The organism is Pantoea sp. sgz302252, assembly GCF_042610525.1.
Classification (GTDB): Bacteria; Pseudomonadota; Gammaproteobacteria; order Enterobacterales; family Enterobacteriaceae; genus Erwinia.
Genome location: NZ_JBHDVM010000006.1, coordinates 98,490 through 112,679, shown reverse-complemented (window position 1 = coordinate 112,679; position 14,190 = coordinate 98,490). Strand labels below are relative to the sequence as shown.

General features: G+C 52.6%; 15 protein-coding genes. 7 read left to right on the top strand and 8 right to left on the bottom strand.

What is annotated here, in order from left to right; genetic code table 11:
* The first annotated feature begins 83 nt into the window (after positions 1–83).
* A complete protein-coding gene (gene mtnK, locus ACETPC_RS12835; RefSeq protein ID WP_380181902.1) occupies positions 84–1,283 on the top strand; it encodes an S-methyl-5-thioribose kinase in 1,200 nt (399 codons plus the stop codon).
* Positions 1,284–1,350: 67 nt separating this feature from the next.
* Here the strand turns inward: mtnK and ACETPC_RS12830 are convergent, their stop codons facing one another.
* Genes ACETPC_RS12830 through ACETPC_RS12815 form a run of 4 tightly spaced genes read right to left on the bottom strand, consistent with a single transcriptional unit; the run spans position 1,351 to position 3,050 of the window.
* Positions 1,351–1,800, bottom strand: coding sequence for a GNAT family N-acetyltransferase (locus tag ACETPC_RS12830; RefSeq protein ID WP_380181901.1), 450 nt, complete (start codon positions 1,798–1,800; stop codon positions 1,351–1,353).
* 40 nt (positions 1,801–1,840) lie between these two features.
* Positions 1,841–2,356, bottom strand: coding sequence for a DUF4865 family protein (locus ACETPC_RS12825; RefSeq protein WP_380181900.1), 516 nt, complete (start codon positions 2,354–2,356; stop codon positions 1,841–1,843).
* Positions 2,350–2,742, bottom strand: a complete 393-nt coding sequence (locus ACETPC_RS12820; protein WP_380181899.1) for a tautomerase family protein — start codon at positions 2,740–2,742, stop codon at positions 2,350–2,352. Before ACETPC_RS12820 ends, ACETPC_RS12825 begins: the two co-directional genes overlap by 7 nt.
* Positions 2,743–2,747: 5 nt before the next feature.
* Complete coding sequence (locus ACETPC_RS12815) at positions 2,748–3,050, bottom strand: carboxymuconolactone decarboxylase family protein (RefSeq protein ID WP_380181898.1); 303 nt, start codon at positions 3,048–3,050, stop codon at positions 2,748–2,750.
* Between the two features lie 97 nt (positions 3,051–3,147).
* On the opposite strand from ACETPC_RS12815, the gene ACETPC_RS12810 reads away from it, so the two are divergent.
* Positions 3,148–4,017, top strand: coding sequence for a LysR substrate-binding domain-containing protein (locus ACETPC_RS12810; RefSeq protein WP_380181897.1), 870 nt, complete (start codon positions 3,148–3,150; stop codon positions 4,015–4,017).
* Here the strand turns inward: ACETPC_RS12810 and ACETPC_RS12805 are convergent.
* Positions 4,014–5,666: an ABC transporter ATP-binding protein gene (locus ACETPC_RS12805; RefSeq protein ID WP_380181896.1), complete on the bottom strand. Its 1,653-nt coding sequence runs from the start codon at positions 5,664–5,666 to the stop codon at positions 4,014–4,016. The two genes, ACETPC_RS12810 and ACETPC_RS12805, sit on opposite strands and share 4 nt — an antisense overlap.
* A gap of 246 nt (positions 5,667–5,912) precedes the next feature.
* A complete protein-coding gene (locus tag ACETPC_RS12800; RefSeq protein WP_380181895.1) occupies positions 5,913–6,407 on the bottom strand; it encodes a DUF2938 domain-containing protein in 495 nt (164 codons plus the stop codon).
* 71 nt (positions 6,408–6,478) lie between these two features.
* On the opposite strand from ACETPC_RS12800, the gene ACETPC_RS12795 reads away from it, so the two are divergent.
* Entirely contained in the window at positions 6,479–6,901 is a 423-nt protein-coding gene (locus tag ACETPC_RS12795) for a helix-turn-helix domain-containing protein (protein ID WP_380182224.1), read from the top strand.
* A gap of 118 nt (positions 6,902–7,019) precedes the next feature.
* On the opposite strand, the gene fadE is transcribed toward ACETPC_RS12795, so the two are convergent.
* Positions 7,020–9,500 carry an acyl-CoA dehydrogenase FadE gene (fadE, locus tag ACETPC_RS12790; RefSeq protein WP_380181894.1) on the bottom strand — a complete coding sequence of 827 codons (2,481 nt, stop codon included), beginning with the start codon at positions 9,498–9,500 and terminating at the stop codon, positions 7,020–7,022.
* A 539-nt stretch (positions 9,501–10,039) separates the two neighbouring features.
* Here fadE and lpcA point away from each other — a divergent pair.
* Together lpcA and ACETPC_RS12780 are read left to right on the top strand one after the other, a co-directional pair.
* The gene (gene lpcA / locus ACETPC_RS12785; protein WP_380181893.1) at positions 10,040–10,618 is read left to right on the top strand and encodes a D-sedoheptulose 7-phosphate isomerase; all 579 of its coding nucleotides are present in this window, start codon (positions 10,040–10,042) and stop codon (positions 10,616–10,618) included.
* Between the two features lie 19 nt (positions 10,619–10,637).
* Positions 10,638–11,405, top strand: a complete 768-nt coding sequence (locus tag ACETPC_RS12780; protein ID WP_380181892.1) for a class II glutamine amidotransferase — start codon at positions 10,638–10,640, stop codon at positions 11,403–11,405.
* Here ACETPC_RS12780 and dpaA read toward each other — a convergent pair.
* Entirely contained in the window at positions 11,376–12,113 is a 738-nt protein-coding gene (gene dpaA, locus ACETPC_RS12775) for a peptidoglycan meso-diaminopimelic acid protein amidase (protein WP_380181891.1), read from the bottom strand. The genes ACETPC_RS12780 and dpaA overlap by 30 nt on opposite strands.
* A 240-nt stretch (positions 12,114–12,353) precedes the next feature.
* On the opposite strand from dpaA, the gene dinB reads away from it, so the two are divergent.
* On the top strand, positions 12,354–13,409 hold the full coding sequence (gene dinB / locus ACETPC_RS12770) for a DNA polymerase IV (protein ID WP_380181890.1): 1,056 nt from the start codon (positions 12,354–12,356) through the stop codon (positions 13,407–13,409).
* A gap of 19 nt (positions 13,410–13,428) precedes the next feature.
* Positions 13,429–13,908, top strand: coding sequence for an HXXEE domain-containing protein (locus ACETPC_RS12765; protein ID WP_380181889.1), 480 nt, complete (start codon positions 13,429–13,431; stop codon positions 13,906–13,908).
* Positions 13,909–14,190: the final 282 nt, after the last annotated feature.

Below are 14,190 nucleotides of genomic sequence, written 5' to 3'. Positions count from 1 at the left end.
CTTAGCGGATGTATAGACGTCTGAACGGCTTGAGGTAAAGAAGGCGGCAGACGAAATGAAAAACAGTGATGAGGGTAGAGTTAATGTCGCAATACCGTACGTTCACCGCAGCGGACGCCGTGGAATATGCCCGTGAATTTGGCGGCATTGCCGATGCTGAAAACCTGATCGACGCGCAGGAAATTGGCGACGGCAACCTTAACCTTGTCTTTAAAATTTTCGATCGCGACGGCATCAGCCGGATTATCGTCAAACAGGCTTTACCCTATGTGCGCTGCGTTGGCGAGTCCTGGCCGCTGACGTTGGATCGCGCGCGCATTGAAGCGGAAGTGCTGCAAATTCACGGCGGATTCTGCCCGGCACATACGGTAAAAATTCTGCATTACGATCCGGTGCTGGCGGTAATGGTGATGGAAGACCTTTCCAGCCATGCTATCTGGCGCGGCGAGCAGGTGAAAGGCGTCGATTATCCACAGGCGGCCGCTCAGCTGGGCGAATATCTGGCACAGACGCTGTTTCATACTTCCGATTTTTATCAGCATCCGTATGAGAAGAAAGCTGACGTGATTCGTTTCACCAACCCGGAACTGTGCGACATCACCGAAGAACTGTTCTTTAACGAGCCGTATGAAGTGCACGAGCGCAACGGCTATCCGCGCGCGCTGGAGTCGCTGGTGTCACAGCTGCGCAGCGACGACGAGCTGCGCTACAAGGTTGCAGGACTAAAACACCGCTTTCTTTCTAATGCTGAAGCGCTGCTACATGGCGACGTGCACAGCGGCTCCATCTTTGTAGCGGAAGGTAGCCTGAAAGTGATCGACGCGGAGTTCGGCTTTTATGGCCCGATCGGTTTTGATGTCGGCAGCGCTTTAGGCAATTTGCTGCTTAACTACTGCGCGCTGCCCGGCCTGCTGGCGCCGCGTGAAGCGGCAGACGCCCGCGAAAAGCGTCTTAACGACGTGCGCACAACCTGGCAGAGCTTTGCCGAAGGCTTTCTGGCGCTGGCAGCAGAGAAATCGCGGGATCGTGCGCTGGCTTATCCTGGCTATGCCGCAGCGTTTTTGCATAAGATCTGGTGCGATACGCTGGGCTACTGCGGGACAGAACTGATCCGCCGTACCGTCGGCATGTCGCAGATTGCCGATTTTAAATCCATTCGGGACGAAGCAATGAAAACCGAGTGCTTTCGCCAGGCGATAACATTAGGCAGAACGCTGATTCTGGCTGCCGATCATACCGAAGATATCGAAGCGCTGATCGCGCGCGTAAGGCAGAACGGCTGAGCATCGCCCGCCGCTTGTTATAAGCGGCGGCGTACCCGGCTTCACAACGTTAGCCTGTTTGTTCCGATTACGGCTTTTGGTAAACATCCGGCCGGACGATTTGCCAGACAAAATTTTCGTTGTTTACCGGGCTGAACCCCATTTTTTCATACAGCCACGGCGCAGTGGAAGTCACCAGCATAATGCGCCGCAGACGCTGTAACCCAGGATGCTCCAGAACACAGGCCATCAGCAAGCGCGAGAGTTTCTGCCGCTGCCACTCTTCCAGAATATAAACATCACAAAGATAGCCAAATGTGGCACCGTCGGTAATCACTCGGGCAAAGCCGATTTGCTTTTTTTCTGCAAACAGTCCAAAGCTGAGACTGTTATTAACGGCGATATGTACGGTTTCCCGGTCAATTCCTGCCGCCCAGCTGGAACGGGTCAGATAGCTGTGAATAGCGTCGATATCCATTTTTTGCGGATCGGTGATAATCGAATATTGCTGTTCCTGCCACCTGTAGCTTTTAAACATCGTTATTGTCCTGAGTCAGCGATTTCAGCCAGTCTCAAGACTACTCATAGCCGCGGCCTCTTGCTATATAACCAATGCGATAAGCGGTTTTATCTGGATCAACAGAAGGGCGATCTTTAGTAAAATCAGCTGTCAGCAAGCGCCATCGGCTGGTATCCCAGCCACACAACATTGCCTCGCTGGCAACAGTATTAAGATCGCTAAAAGGTAAAATCTTTTTCTGTCCGATGACGGCATAACTGGCCTGGTCAAGGGTTGCAGCATCAGGAGCATGCAGCACTGTCCAGACATCAACCCGCGGCCAGCCGAAATCACGAGTAAGCGCGGCAAAACCAGGCGACTGCAAAAACCGCTGCATTGATAGCGTATCCCGCCAGAGGTAAAAAGGCGCATAACGATTCTCCGGGCTGCCTTCTTTCTTACAGCAATAAAGAAAGGTCTTAAACAACAGGCCAGGAAAATTATCCAGTTTAGGGCCAGCCAGCTCGATGCGTTTTTTAATAATCGCCATATCGTAGTCGGCGGGAAGCGTAAACCTGTACTGCATTGCTAACATAATTCCTCCGGACAATACATTTTACCGCCGCTGAAGCTCCATTCATCCGCACTGTTAAACTGCATAATGACCATGAGATCATCAGAAGGAATCCCGCACTGAGTAAAAAGCCTTTCACTTAATACCCGATAGAAGTTCTTTTTCTGCTCACGGCTGCGCGGCTTTCCTGCCACCATGTGGAAAAGGATGAATTTTTCACTACGCATTCTACTTAAATAACGACGATTAAAAATAAACTGGCTATCGGGTAATATTTCAAAAATCTGAAAACAATCATGTTCAGGCACGGCAAACTCTTCGAACAAAGTCTGCTGCAGGATGGCCGACAGCTGACAAAGATGATTTTCCATATGGTGCTGACGTAGTGAAATACGGGTAAAGGGCATTAGTTTTACTCCTTATCCAGACAGGATAAAGCCGTTACGGCAGCTGGCCATCCTGCGTAAAAAGCCAGATGGGTGAAAATCTCTGTTATTTCTTCACTTGTCAGGCCATTTTGGCGGGCGAAGGTAATATGCCAGCCGAGCTGCTGGTCGCGTCCCAGCGCGGTTAAAGCCGCCAGCGTAACTAAACTTCTGTCGCGTGTGGAAAGCGCAGGGCGCGTCCAGATATCTGCGAATAAAACTTTTTCAGTTAGTTCCGCCAGCTTAGGGGCGATCTGAGCAAGTGTTTTTCTATCCAATGATTGAGCCATTTTATCTCCTTCTTCAAGATGGCGTTATAGTGGCTCGGTGATACAATCCTGAAAATCAAATTAATCCGCAGCAATAATCCCGTTTTTAAGGATGGTTATGGATAAAGTACCTTTGTGTCTGGATCTGGATGCCTTACGCAGCTTCGCCACGGGCATAGAATCCGGCAGCTTCGCGCTGGCCGCGCAGCTGCTTTGCCGTTCGACTTCAGCCATTAGTGCGCAGTTGAAAAAGCTGGAGGCTCAGTGCGCTACGCCGCTGGTAACCAGGCAGGGCCGGCATCTGCGGCCTACCGCCAGCGGGGAGCTTCTTCTCAGCTATGCCCGGCGCATACTGGCGTTGAATGATGAGGCGTTCTATGCGGTAAAAGGCGAGCTGCTACAAGGGGAAGTTCGGCTGGGTATGCAGGAAGACTTTGGCGAGTCCCTGATGCCGGGTATCCTGAGCCAGCTAAGTCGCCAGCATCCGGGACTAAAAATGACGGCGCGCATCGACAGAAATCGGGCGCTAACCGATGCGCTGCATGCCCGTGGACTCGATATGGCGCTACTTTGGCAACCGGAAGCCTGCCATCCCAATCTGCTGGGAGAGTGCGAGCTGGAATGGATATCCCATCAGGAATTTGCTATCCGCCCCTTTCTGGAAAGGGGCGAGCCGCTGCCTCTGGTAATGTTTGAAACGCCCTGCATCATGCGGGAGCGAGCTACCGCCGCGCTCGATCGTGCCGGTATTCCGTGGCGAATAGTCTTTATCAGCTATAGCCTGAGCGGGATCTGGGCCGCCGTTCAGGCCGGACTTGGTATTACTGTAAGAACGCGTGTAGGTATGCCAGCAAATCTGCAAAGAGTATGCGGAAAGCTGCCTTCGCCAGGTTATCTGGGGATTGAACTGCGGCAAACCAGTGGGCCGACAGATGCGGCGCGCCAGCTACTGCAACAGCTAATCAAAAAAGCGGTGGCCGCTTTTTAATCCTGAGCCGCCTTTTCTTTCGCATATTGCGCGCGCTGAAGGTTTAGCAGTTCATAGTATTCGCCACGAGCCTGTTCCAGTTCGGCGGGCGTGCCCGTTTCTGCTATCTCGCCTTTTTTCAAAACCAGTAGTTTTGAGGCATTTTTTACCGCGCCAAGGCGGTGGGTAACGATAACGGCTGTTTTCCCTTGCACCATATCCGCAAACTGATTGAGTATCTCGATCTCTACGCGTGGATCCATAGCGCTGGTAGGCTCATCCAGAATGATCAGCTCGCCGGAGGCATAAAGTGCGCGGGCCAGCGCCAGTCGCTGCCACTGGCCACCAGAGAGATCGGCGCCGCCGTACTCTTTTCCCAGCAGGCTGTCCGCCAGTTCTGCGCCGCTGGTGAACTGCGCTTTCCGGCAGGCCGCTAAGAACGCCGCGCGATCCGGTTGGCTGCTGAAGGTGACATTTTCCAGCGTACTAAGATTGTAATGACCAAAATCCTGAAAAACGGCGCTCAGCTGGCGGCTCCAGCTTGCGCTGTCTATCCGGGCAATATCAATGCCGTTACAGGTTATTTTTCCGGAGTCAGGCTGGTATAAACGGCACAGCAATTTTATCAGCGTGGTTTTACCCGCGCCGTTTTCACCAATAATAGCCAGATGCTCGCCTGCCCGCAGCGTAAAACTGATATTGTTCAGCGCGCGAGTGCCGTTCGGCCAGCTAAAGCAGACATTTTCAAAAACAATTTCTTGCAGCGGGAAAAGGTTATTATGGGTAAGCGCTGGCTGATTTTTCACCGCTATGCTTTCCAGCTTTTTCAAACGGGCAAAGAAGCTCAGGCAGAGACTAACATTAGCGAAAGAATAAACCATTCCCTGACAGGCCATGGCAAAGAAAGAAACCGACTGAATGATCCCTAACAGCGCGCCAAAAGAAATTTTCCCCGAAGAAAGATAGCCGACAAACCAGTACATCACACCCAGAGCCGACATTAAATAGAGCAAATTCCAGGGCTGTGGCCGCCACAGCTGCTTTTTCCTGGTCTGATTCAGCTCGCTTTCCATTTCGCTAAAAGCCTGCCGGTGCTTATCCATAAAAAAGCCCGACAGATTAAAAGTGCGGATCTCCTTTGCCAGTTTTACGTCCAGTAGCACGGAAAGAAAATATTTAATTAGCCGCGCCGACATGCCTTTCCCTACCAGCGATTTATAAATCTCCATTTGTGAGCGCGTAACGGCAACGGTGACCGGGATCAGCGGAAGCAGAAAAGCCAGAGGCAGCCACCAGGCCAGCGTGGCTAAAACTACAGATAAAGAAATTAAGGTTAGTGAACTGCGGAATATCTCTACCAGCGTAACCAGTAAATTTAACGCCCGATAAGGCGCATCTCTGGATAAAACCTCCAGATCATCGTGGATCTCCGGCGATTCAATTAGCTTTAAATCCTCAATTCTACAGGCAGCCTCCATGACTTTGCGCTGCGTCAGAAAGGTTGCCTGAGAATTAAGAACGCTTTGCAGCGTGGAAATAACAGGTGAAAGCGCGCCGGGAACGACCAACGTTAAAGCCCAAAGCAAAGCGACAGGCAATAAGCCAGCGTGTCCGGCATCGCTCAAACTATTGCCGAGGCGAATACTGACTATTACGCTTAGCGTTGGCATCAAGCCCTGAAAACTAATCAACATCAGAAAGAGTATGGATAATTTAGGAGAAGATTTTAACAGCAGAGAACTGGCATAAATAACCAGTTGAAAATGTTTTTTAAATCCACGCGTTATCATCTTTATCGCCAGCATAAAAGTGAATATCGGGATTCCCAGCATAGCCTGTTAATCTGATTTGGCTAATTTATTTTTGGCACTGGTGGGCCAGCGGTTGAAGAGAGCAAAATCAACCGCTGCCAAAGATTAAAATAGAAACGTGTTGAAAATAGTTGCCGAAAGATAAAGCCCAAAGCCAAAAATGAGATGCGCCAGCAGGCTCATCAGTCTCGCCTGACGTGGATTCGCGGTTGCAGATGCCGCCATGCCGAAGCCCAGTGCGGGCTGCATAATTAAAAAGGGCGCGGCAAGACTTACCAAAGCTGTGGTTATGGCTGTGCTCAAGTCAGGCGCGAGGAGCCACTGTGAGCCTGATAATAAAACCGGGATAAAAGCGAAAAGAAAGCCAGTAGCATAATGAAAAAACCAGCCAATAACTTTTTCTCCGGCTAACGAGGGAGTATTAACAATAGTTCGGTGAATAAATCTGCCCTTTAGCATCCACAGCAGCCATCGTCCCGGCAAAGCATAATCAAGCGAGATAATTCTCCATAGCCGCTTCAGTAGCAATGCCCAGATATCCATACAAAGCGTGGCGCCAGCACCGATAAAGAGCGTGCGTAAAACAATTTCCGTACTCATCTATTTGCTCCTGATTTTTAAATGTTAAGCTGGCAGGCATTGTGCAACTTAAAGCTCACTTCAGGTCAACCATGCAGGAACTGGATATTGCAGAAGTCGCCAGGCTCGCTGGCATCACACCTTCCGCGCTGCGGTTTTATGAGGAAAAAGGTTTAATTCGCTCCGTTGGGCGTCACGGTTTGCGCAGACAATACAGCGCTGATGTAGTGAATAAACTGGCGCTGATAGCGCTGGGCCAGACGGCGGGCTTTAAGCTTAGTGAAATCGCAGAAATGTTTGATGAACGGGGCAGGCTGACGCTTGAGCCGCAGCGGCTGTTGGCGAAAGCCAAAGAGACAGAAAGCAAGATCGAACAGCTTAAGAAAACCAGCGAAGGGCTAAAACATGTGGCTGGCTGCACCGCGCCTAATCATATGCAGTGCCCGCAGTTTTTAAATATTTTGCAGAAAGCTTTGCCTTCAGAGGCATCGGCCCTGCTAAAAAATTCTTTTTGAAGCGGCAGCCTTTAGCTGTGCCGGGCGGCATAATTAATTACAACATACTTATTTGCGGCTGAGGCAGAAAAGCCGCCCGACAGAGTTAATATCAGGCGGCCTTACTTTAATAGCGACTTCAGGCGGCTTCCGTTTTATCCGCCGTTTGTTGATGCGCTAATTCTTCCTCGTGTCCGTCAGGCTCTTGCGCCTTTACCGGCATTGTCGCCAGTTCATCCGCCTCAAACTCGTCAACGTTGATGGAGCGCAGTCGGCTGGCTTCGGCGCGCGTCAGCACCGCAGCTTCTTCTTCCGTCAGCCATTTCTCCTGCAGGCCTTTTTGTGCCAGCTTATCCAGGCGAGTAAAGGAGAGCGGTTTTTTCGCCTGTTTGCTCAGGCGGTCATGAATGATTTCTGCCGCCATTACATCCTGCAAAGCTTCCTCAAGCTGGCCTGCCGGATTATTCTCGCCGGGCGTCAGATACTGGCCGCGCCCCAAACGTGTACGCGTTGCAGAAGGGATTTGCAGAATACGCGCCAGCTGATGATCCAACCGATCGGAAGGCATGCGACAGTGGCGACCCAGCGGGAAAATCACTACCTGCATCAGGCCAGCCACCAGATGATTCGGGAAGTTACGCAGCAGCTCTTCAATCGCCGTTTCCGCCTGGTTCAGCGCATCCTGCACGCCCCAGTGCAGCAGTGGCAGATCGGCTTCGTTGCGGCCTTCGTCTTCGTAACGTTTCAGCGTAGCTGAGGCAAGATAAAGCTGACTCAGCACATCGCCAAGCCGGGCAGAAATACGCTCGCGGCGTTTCAGGCTGCCGCCAAGCACCGACATCGAAATATCAGAGAGCAGGGCGAGGTTGGCGCTCAAACGGTTCAGATGCTGATAATAGCGGCGAGTGGCATCGCGGGTCGGTGTGCTACTGGTGCGTCCAGCGGTGAGGCCCAGCCACAGGCTGCGCAGCGTATTGCTGGCAACATGGCCGACATGGCTGAACAGCGCTTTATCAAATGCGTGCAAATCGTGATTTTGCGCCGCCGCCATTTCCGCGAGGATATAGGGATGACAACGAATAGCGCCCTGGCCAAAGATAATCATGCTGCGGGTCAGGATATTGGCGCCTTCAACCGTGATAGCGATAGGCGCGCCCTGATAAGCGCGAGCCAGGAAGTTACTCTTGCCCAGCATAATGCCTTTGCCGCCCGCGATATCCATCGCATCCATAATGGCGCGCTGGCCGCGATGGGTGCAGTGATATTTTACGATAGCGGAGAGCACTGCCGGTTTCTCACCCAGCATAATGCCGCTGGTAATCAGCGAAGCCGCTGCATCCATCACATAGGCGTTACCGGCAATACGCGCCAGCGGCTCTTCGATGCCTTCCATTTTGCCGATTGGCAGACGAAACTGGCGACGGATATGAGCATAGGCACCGATAGCCAGCGCGATGCTTTTCAGGCTGCCGGTTGAGTTGGAGGGCAGCGTAATACCACGACCGACGGAAAGGCACTCGACCAGCATGCGCCAGCCCTGACCGGCCATTGCCGGGCCGCCGATAATATAATCGATGGGAACAAATATATCTTTGCCGCGCGTCGGGCCGTTCTGGAAAGGCACGTTAAGCGGGAAATGGCGTTTGCCGATTTCTACGCCCGGCGTCTGTGTTGGGATCAGCGCGCAGGTGATACCCAACTCTTCTTTATCGCCCAGCAGATGCTCAGGGTCGGAAAGCTTAAAGGCCAGCCCCAGCACGGTGGCTATCGGCGCCAGCGTAATATAGCGTTTGTTCCAGGTCAGGCGCATACCAAGTACCTGCTGGCCCTGCCATTCTCCACGGCAAACCACGCCGACATCCGGGATCGCGCCTGCGTCAGAACCCGCTTCCGGGCTGGTTAGCGCAAAGCAGGGGATCTCTTCGCCACGTGTCAAACGCGGCAGATAATAATCTTTCTGTTTATCGGTGCCGTAATGCTGCAACAGTTCACCAGGGCCAAGCGAGTTCGGTACGCCAACGGTAATAGCCAGGATGCCGGAAACGCCCGCCAGCTTTTGCAGCACGCGAGCCTGAGCGTAAGCGGAAAATTCCAGGCCACCGTACTCCTTCTTGATGATCATGGCGAAAAAGCGCTGTTCTTTCAGATAAGCCCACAGCTCTGGCGGTAGATCGGCCATTTCATGGGTGATCTGAAAGTCGTTTGCCAGCCGACAGGCTTCTTCTACCGGGCCATCCAGAAAGGCCTGTTCCTCCGGTGTCAGCCGCGGCTGCGGATAATTATGCAGTTTTTTCCAGTCGGGCCTGCCGCGAAACAGATCGCCTTCCCACCAGGTTGTACCGGCATCGATGGCTTCTTTTTCCGTGCGCGACATGGGCGGCATGACTTTCTGAAAGGTATTCAGCATTGGCCGGGAAAAAAGTGCCTGACGTAGCGGCAATAAATTAAAGGGCAGGAGAATAATGAGTAACGGCACCAGCAGCCACGGCGTCCAGACATGCGCCATAGCCCAGGCCGCTGTCCAGACTACGACAAGCAAGCTTGCCAGCCGCAGATTGATGCGGTGATAAAACAGCGCGCCAATCAGCACTATTGTCGCTACACAGCTGAAAACCATCATAACGCTAGCTCCCAAGTTGTAAGAGGTCTGACCTGTTGGTTATGGTGTAACAGAGATGATTTTCTTTATCAATCCATTTACAAGATAATCACAACATGGCTCACAAAGCGGGGCGGGCTTCAGCCTGGCGGACGGGCGGCCTTAATTAACGATTTTATTTTTCTCAGGCTGAAGCGTGAGAAGCGGCAGCCGTATCTGATTGTTATAAATGCATTATTTTCAATCCGCTCGGCAGAAAGGCAGTGCTTAATCTGGTTTGATGGCATCAACAATGTTCCTTGTACTGACGTCACTAACCACGGGATTTGTTAGCAGCAATGCTTCCCCCTGGGGACAATTGAAAAAGAGGCTCGCCATCTGGCGAGCCTTTGTTGTTTTCAGCATTAGATCCCGCGACCAGTATTAATAATATTACGAGCGTGCTTGCAAATAAGCTGCGGTTTTCTGAATCCCGGTCAGGTGCCTGACGAAGCGGGCGCTTTTCGCCCGCGCGGCAACTTGCTAAACTGCCGCAGACCTCACTTAAAAGGATTCTCCCTATGTATCAGGACATCATTCGCGCCGAGCTGAGTGAAGCGCAGGACACGCTTAATAACTTCCTTAGCGACGAAACGAACATTCATGCTATCCAGCGCGCTGCGGTACTGCTGGCGGATTCTTTTAAAGCCGGCGGCAAGGTGCTTTCCTGCGGCAACGGCGGCTCTCACTGCGACGCCATGCACTTTGCCGAAGAGCTCACCGGCCGCTATCGCGACAACCGTCCGGGCTATCCGGCGATCGCTATCTCTGACGTCAGTCATATCTCCTGCGTCGGCAACGACTTTGGCTATGACCATATCTTTTCCCGCTATGTAGAAGCGGTAGGCCGTGCGGGCGACGTGCTGTTGGGCATCTCGACTTCCGGTAACTCTGCTAACGTTATTAAAGCGGTAGAAGCGGCGCGCGCGCAGGGCATGAAAGTGATTGCTTTGACCGGTAAAGACGGCGGTAAAATGGCGGGCAGCGCCGATGTTGAAATTCGCGTGCCGCACTTCGGCTATGCCGATCGTATTCAGGAGATCCATATCAAGGTCATTCATATCCTGATCCTGCTGATTGAAAAAGAGATGGCTAAATAGCCTTACGCGAGGAATTGCTATGTGCGAACTGCTCGGGATGAGCGCGAATGTCCCTACGGACATCTGTTTCAGCTTTACCGGGCTTGTGCAGCGCGGCGGAAAAACCGGCCCGCACAAGGATGGCTGGGGAATCACCTTTTACGAAGGCAAAGGCTGTCGCACCTTTAAAGATCCGCAGCCCAGCTTTAATTCACCCATAGCGCGGCTGGTGCAGGATTATCCAATTAAGTCCTGTTCGGTGGTGGCGCATATCCGCCAGGCGAATCGCGGCGAAGTCTCGCTGGAGAATACTCATCCATTTACCCGCGAACTTTGGGGACGGAACTGGACCTACGCGCACAACGGTCAGCTGAAAGGCTATCGCGGGCTGGATACCGGCAATTTTCGGCCCGTTGGCGAAACGGACAGCGAACAGGCGTTCTGCTGGCTGCTGCACAAATTGACCATGCGTTATCCGCGCACGCCGGGAAACTGGCCAGCGGTCTTTCGCTATATTGCAGAACTGGCGGCGGAGCTGCGTGAGAAAGGCGTCTTCAATATGCTGCTGTCAGATGGGCGCTATCTGATGGCGTTCTGCTCGACCAATCTGTTCTGGATTACGCGTCGTGCGCCCTTCGGTAAGGCGACGCTGCTGGATCAGGATGTGGAGATAGACTTTCAGAAGCAGACCACGCCGAATGACGTGGTCACGGTGATCGCTACTCAGCCCTTAACGGGCAATGAGACCTGGCATAAAATTGCGCCAGGCGACTGGGCGCTATTTTGTCTCGGAGAGCGCGAGCGCTGACTGATTAGCTGGCGTGCTGTTCAGTAGCGTACTGTTCAGCACGTACTTGCCGCCGCTGACGCCCACGGAAGGCGGCATGCGATTCTTCACAAACTCAGCGTAGCCCGGCTGAAGCTGCTGCCAGAAGCTGTAGTAAACCGAATAGCGATGGCGTTGCAGATTGCTGTCGGTCATGCGGAAAGGATAGATACTCACTTCCACGCGCGGCTGGCCGTTGCGCAGCGCTGCTTCCACGTAATGATAAATATCGTCAATATTGGCATCCGTCATCGCATAGCAGCCTATTGAGACGCAGCTGCCGTGGATCATCAGATATTTGCCTTCATAACCCTGCTGACGATCGTATTCGTTCGGGAAGCCCGTATTGATCGCCCGGTAAAAGCGGCTGTCCGGCTTGAGCTGGGAAAGACCCACGCTGTAAAAGCCTTCCGGACTTTTAAAATCGCCCTGGCGACGTTTCGGGCCTAAACCGCCGGAGAAATTACAAATGCGGTAGCTGTCGAGCAAGCGGTACTCGGTGCCGATTTTGCCATAGAGCTCCAGCGTGCGTTCTTCTTTGAAGATCTGAATATAGACAGGCGTGCCGAGTAACTGCTTTTTTAACTCTTTGCTTACCGGAGCCAGAGGCGCGATCGGGGCGACAGGCGCGCTGGCGAAAACAACGGCTGGCAGAAAAAACATCGCAAACAGCAGTGCGATTTTGCCCATTCTTGTTCCCTTGATAGTAGGGGTGGAGACGACGTCCGAAGACGCTGTTAGCTGGCTTTTTCAGAATTGTCCTTAAAAGCTGCGTCACATTATCATTGTCTACTTTTTTATCAAGAGAGCCGTGCAGAAAAAACGGAGAAAAGTTGCGCCAGACCGCTGCCGCTGCGCTTCCGTCACCTGTTAAGCTGTTGAAAATGCGCTCGCGGGCTGTATACTTATCCAGTGCTGGCGGAGGAGCGAATGCGCAAGATTATACACGTGGATATGGACTGCTTTTACGCAGCGGTAGAGATGCGGGACAACCCCAGCCTGCGCGATATCCCTATTGCTATCGGCGGCAGCCATCAGAAACGCGGCGTAATCAGCACCGCTAACTATCCGGCCAGAAAATATGGCGTCCACAGCGCAATGGCAACCGCGACCGCGCTCAGGCTCTGCCCGCACCTGAAAGTCATCCCTGGCCGTTTCGATGCTTATAAAGAGGCCAGCGCCCATATTCGGGAAATCTTTTCGCGCTACACCTCACTGATCGAACCGCTGTCGCTGGATGAAGCCTATCTGGACGTTTCTGAAAGCCCGCACTGTCACGGCTCCGCCACGCTGATGGCGCGTGAAATCCGTCAAACCATCGAACGCGAGCTGGATCTCACCGCCTCGGCAGGCGTTGCGCCAATTAAGTTCGTTGCCAAAATCGCCTCGGATATGAATAAGCCTAACGGGCAGTTCGTGATTACGCCGCAGGAACTGCCGCAGTTTCTCCTGACGCTGCCGCTGGCGAAAATTCCCGGCGTCGGCAAGGTTACGGCGAAAAAACTGGAGGAGCTGGGCCTGCTTACCTGCGCCGACGTGCAGAAAACGGATCTGGCTGCGCTGCTTAAACGCTTCGGCAAATTTGGCCGCGTATTGTGGGAGCGCTGCAACGGCATCGACGAGCGCGAGGTAGTAACAGATCGCCTGCGCAAATCGCTGGGCGTGGAGCGCACGCTGTCGGCAGATATTCACGAATGGGAAGAGTGTTTGAAAATCATCGACTATCTCTATGAGGAACTTGAACGGCGGCTAAAGGTAGTAAAACCTGACCTGCATATCGCCAGACAAGGCGTAAAGCTGAAGTTCAATGATTTTCAGCAGACCACGCAGGAGCACGTCTGGCCGGTGCTGAACAAAGAAGATTTTATTAACGTAGCGAAAAAAACCTGGCAAGAGCGGCGAGCAGGGCGCGGCGTGCGGCTAGTGGGATTGCATGTAACGCTGCTGAATCCGCAGCTGGAAAGGCAGCTGTTATTGGGATTGTAGCAGGCAAAAGGAGTCGGCCATGGATGAGGCTTTAGTTACAGGAGTGTTTATCTTTATTGTGCACGAACTGGAAGAGCTGGTTTTTCTGCACGGCTGGGCCAGGCGAAAGTGCCTTAGCAAAATCAACGAACCGTCTGTTGTTCGACTGCTGGGCAACAGCAGTAAAAGACAGTTTGTATTAACCCTCGTATCGCTAACCTGTATGGTGGTTACGACAACAGTTTTTCTGTCGTTATTCTTCGAGAAAGCATTGGTATTTAGCGTTTTTGCTGACGCATTTATGCTGCATGCCTTACTTCATTGCGCATTAACTCTCTGGGTGAAAGAGTATTTCCCAGGTACGCTAAGTGCCTGCGCTGGCGTGCTGATAATGCTGTTTTTGCTGACAAAAAACGACCTGCTTGATCAGGCAATGAGCATGCTTTTTATGCTGGCCGGGTTGGCGCTAAATCTGTTACTGCTGGGATACGTCAGAGCGGTTTTTAAAAAGAAATCTTGAGGTTGGGAAAGTAAAAAGGCCAGCAGATACGCTGGCCTTTTAGACTGCTGACAAACCTAAACCGTTTCTGGACTTTGGCTTTTTTCTACCGCAACACGGCAGCTTGCTAGCGGTAGAGGCAGAGCGGATAAGCGGACCGTTTGGCGCATGGACGCGCCAACCGAGCCCACAGGGACCGTGTTCACGGCGTGTCCGTGTTCCGATCTGCCTCTGCTGCTCTACTACTGATTTAAACGCGACCTGGGGTTTGTCATCAACCTCAAAGGCCAGCAGGTATGCTGG

Bases quoted from the DNA above. Each gene is read 5' to 3' on its own strand.
- ACETPC_RS12825 (WP_380181900.1), bottom strand. From the start codon at position 2,356: ATGTTAGCAATGCAGTACAGGTTTACGCTTCCCGCCGACTACGATATG.
- ACETPC_RS12780 (WP_380181892.1), top strand. From the start codon at position 10,638: ATGTGCGAACTGCTCGGGATGAGCGCGAATGTCCCTACGGACATCTGT.
- ACETPC_RS12815 (WP_380181898.1), bottom strand. From the start codon at position 3,050: ATGGCTCAATCATTGGATAGAAAAACACTTGCTCAGATCGCCCCTAAG.
- dpaA (WP_380181891.1), bottom strand. From the start codon at position 12,113: ATGGGCAAAATCGCACTGCTGTTTGCGATGTTTTTTCTGCCAGCCGTT.
- ACETPC_RS12805 (WP_380181896.1), bottom strand. From the start codon at position 5,666: ATGCCAACGCTAAGCGTAATAGTCAGTATTCGCCTCGGCAATAGTTTG.
- ACETPC_RS12820 (WP_380181899.1), bottom strand. From the start codon at position 2,742: ATGCCCTTTACCCGTATTTCACTACGTCAGCACCATATGGAAAATCAT.
- ACETPC_RS12765 (WP_380181889.1), top strand. From the start codon at position 13,429: ATGGATGAGGCTTTAGTTACAGGAGTGTTTATCTTTATTGTGCACGAA.
- dinB (WP_380181890.1), top strand. From the start codon at position 12,354: ATGCGCAAGATTATACACGTGGATATGGACTGCTTTTACGCAGCGGTA.
- fadE (WP_380181894.1), bottom strand. From the start codon at position 9,500: ATGATGGTTTTCAGCTGTGTAGCGACAATAGTGCTGATTGGCGCGCTG.
- ACETPC_RS12830 (WP_380181901.1), bottom strand. From the start codon at position 1,800: ATGTTTAAAAGCTACAGGTGGCAGGAACAGCAATATTCGATTATCACC.
- mtnK (WP_380181902.1), top strand. From the start codon at position 84: ATGTCGCAATACCGTACGTTCACCGCAGCGGACGCCGTGGAATATGCC.
- ACETPC_RS12795 (WP_380182224.1), top strand. From the start codon at position 6,479: ATGCAGGAACTGGATATTGCAGAAGTCGCCAGGCTCGCTGGCATCACA.
- lpcA (WP_380181893.1), top strand. From the start codon at position 10,040: ATGTATCAGGACATCATTCGCGCCGAGCTGAGTGAAGCGCAGGACACG.
- ACETPC_RS12810 (WP_380181897.1), top strand. From the start codon at position 3,148: ATGGATAAAGTACCTTTGTGTCTGGATCTGGATGCCTTACGCAGCTTC.
- ACETPC_RS12800 (WP_380181895.1), bottom strand. From the start codon at position 6,407: ATGAGTACGGAAATTGTTTTACGCACGCTCTTTATCGGTGCTGGCGCC.